The sequence below is a fragment of the Pseudoalteromonas sp. PAST1 genome, from assembly GCF_021532515.1.
In the GTDB taxonomy this organism is placed as follows: Bacteria; Pseudomonadota; Gammaproteobacteria; order Enterobacterales; family Alteromonadaceae; genus Pseudoalteromonas; species Pseudoalteromonas simplex.
In genome coordinates, this window is record NZ_JAKGBH010000107.1 from 1 (window position 1) to 2,723 (window position 2,723).

At 35.8% G+C, this 2,723-nt stretch carries 2 protein-coding genes and 2 pseudogenes; all 4 read left to right on the plus strand.

The window, feature by feature from the left end; genetic code table 11:
- Positions 1 to 203, plus strand: a pseudogene (locus L1272_RS22720) (protein CapI); the annotation flags it as partial.
- Between the two features lie 13 nt (positions 204 to 216).
- On the plus strand, positions 217 to 1,224 hold the full coding sequence (locus tag L1272_RS22725; protein WP_235374346.1) for an acyltransferase family protein: 1,008 nt from the start codon (positions 217 to 219) through the stop codon (positions 1,222 to 1,224).
- A gap of 120 nt (positions 1,225 to 1,344) precedes the next feature.
- A pseudogene (locus tag L1272_RS22730) lies at positions 1,345 to 2,111 on the plus strand (sugar phosphate nucleotidyltransferase).
- Between the two features lie 524 nt (positions 2,112 to 2,635).
- Positions 2,636 to 2,723, plus strand: an 88-nt coding sequence (locus tag L1272_RS22735; protein WP_235374347.1) for an NAD-dependent epimerase/dehydratase family protein, incomplete at its 3' end; no start/stop codon positions are given.

Below are 2,723 nucleotides of genomic sequence, written 5' to 3' on the forward strand. Positions count from 1 at the left end.
ACCTAATGAAGTTTATTGAGTCCATTGAGACTGAACTAGGTATTGAAGCGAAAAAGAACTTTCGCGAAATGCAGGCCGGTGATGTTTATAAAACCTATGCCGATACACAAGACTTATTTGCAGCAACCGGGTATAAACCAGCGGTTGGAGTAGAGCAAGGCGTAGCTGAGCTTATTAGTTGGTATAAAGTGTACGGTTTATAAAAAGGGGTAAAGCTTGTACGTTTCGATACAATATTTAAGAGCTATTGCTGCTTTTATGGTTTTGCTCAGCCATGCCGCCTTTAAATTAGAAACTTATGGCTCTGATATGATGGAGTGGTATCGAATTGGTAGCTATGGAGTGGATTTATTTTTTATTATCTCTGGTTTTATCATGTGTCTCACTATAGAAAAGAAGAGGCAAAGTTTTATTGTATTTATGAAAAAGCGAATAATTAGAATAATTCCACTTTATTGGGCTCTAACTTCAGTAGCTTTGGTTATTTATATTGCTATGCCGGAGGCAGTCAATAGCCCCGGTGGTCATACATCTATTCTATCTTCATACTTTTTAATTCCAGATGGTTCTAAGTATCTAATAAATAATGGGTGGACACTGAGCTATGAATTTTATTTTTATTTCATCTTTTCAATGTGTTTTGTTTTTCCCCACCTTCAAAAGCAAATCACGTGCATAATCCTTGCTTTACTTTTTCTAATTGGTGCATTGGTAAACTTTGATGGTCAACTTTTTAGCTTTTTCACTAATAATATTTTATTGGAATTCGCACTGGGTATACTTGCATATTATTTATTGAAAGCTCATCCACTAAATGTTTTCCTTAGCTCTACTAGTTTTACTTTAGGATGCTTAGGTTTAATCTTTGTGAATATATATGGAGAGGTTAATAGCATTTTTGGTAGAAGCTTTAATGGTGGTATTCCAATGTTTCTAATTTTCATTGGCTTTGTCTCACTAGAAAGTAAGTTGAAATTTAACAGCCCCTTATATCAAATGGGGATGTCTTCCTACTCACTCTATCTACTTCATCCTTTTATTCTAGCAGCGGTGACAATAGCATTTAGAAAGTTAGCCTTAATTGACTATAGTAATCTTTATTTGATCACAATGCTGATAGTTAGTGTATTATCAGGGTGGCTTTGTTACATATTTTTAGAAAAATGCTTGGATGAAGTTATCCGTAAAAAACTATATGGAAAGCAAGTTATACTTAATATTTAAAGTTTAACGTTATTAATCCTTCAGTAAGTTATATTTTGTTAGCTTTACGGTAATTTAAAAGCCTGAAAGTAAGGGGTTAATTATGATACTGTTACTTCTGTTGTAGGGCTTTGTGTTAGTATGATACCGATGACTAAAGCTATACCTAAAGAATGCTACCTTTAGTTAAAAACTCCTAATTCAATACATAGTAAACGAATATGCTGCTAGTATTAAATAGATTGTATTGGTTACGCACAGCTCTGAAAATGCGATCGAAAACCATTTTGATACCAGCTCTGAGTTAGAAGCACACTTGTAAAACGCATATTACTCTGAGAGGTGCGCTCTATTTGCCCAGAAGGTATAACCATAGTGCACGTTCGCCAAGGCGAAGTTAAGGGTTAGGGCATCCGGTAGTGTGTACAAAACCAATTGTGGGTGATGACGACTTTGTTGTAATGCGAGATGTAATTTGAGATAGCTACACAGCTGATCAAAAAAACGAAAATGAGGCTGCCATGCTCCAGAATCTTTAACGAGGTTAAAGAAAGCCTTATTACCTTTGAGTCAGTACCGCAAGAAAGTGTCATAAATAAGGTATTACAGATATTGGTGGCTTAAAAATTAAAGCGGGTAAAAGTGCACGAACTAAAACAATGGTTTAAAAGCCTAAGGCTGAACAAGTACCATCTAACTTGGCGGTAGTTGGCCGTTACGTGTTATCTACAGCGATATGACCTTTTCTTGCTAATACTTCATCTGGTGCGGGTGGTGAAATTCAACTAACAGATGCAATCGATGAGTTAATGTAACACCAAATCGTAGAGGCTTTTTACAGGAGTGATCATCCCCACGACTGTGGAGATAGGATAGGGACTTGCTGGACATTCGTTGTTAGAAGTTAATTACAATTTCTTAGGCACTTTCCATATAACGGCTTTAAAAATAATTTTGCTTAACTTATTATTTTTTGGTTGCTCTATAAAAGTAGAAACCTTTTTTGGGGGTAATCCTTAGAGTAAAGCGCAGCTAAGGTTCTCGCTCGAACTTAAAATTAAAGTCTTCAAGAGCCTTGATACATAACAGATATGGTTAAGGTGGTCGCTAACAAATACGATATACATCCTGACACGCAATCAAGTTTGAGAAGCCACATGATCTCTAAGAATTAAAAGTAAAGCCTTGCAAAGGTTTAGAGCGGCAAACTCGCAGGCTTGATAGGAAAAAGTTAGTACTCAGTTGTAAAATGATATTTCAAAAAAGGCGAAAGCTCTACTTCGACAGCCTTGAAGAGTAAGATGAGAAAAATGCGATAACAAAAAATACTTTTTTACCTCTAAAACGCAGGTTCTCTTCAGTTTATTATTGTAAAGCTTCTAATTAAGTCAAATGAATTGGCGGCCTACGGGCACAATAAAATAGGAATATTATGAAATATTTAGTTACTGGCGCTGCAGGTTTTATAGGTGCAGCTACAAGTCAAAAATTACTAGCGCAAGGTCACACTGTAGTTGGTG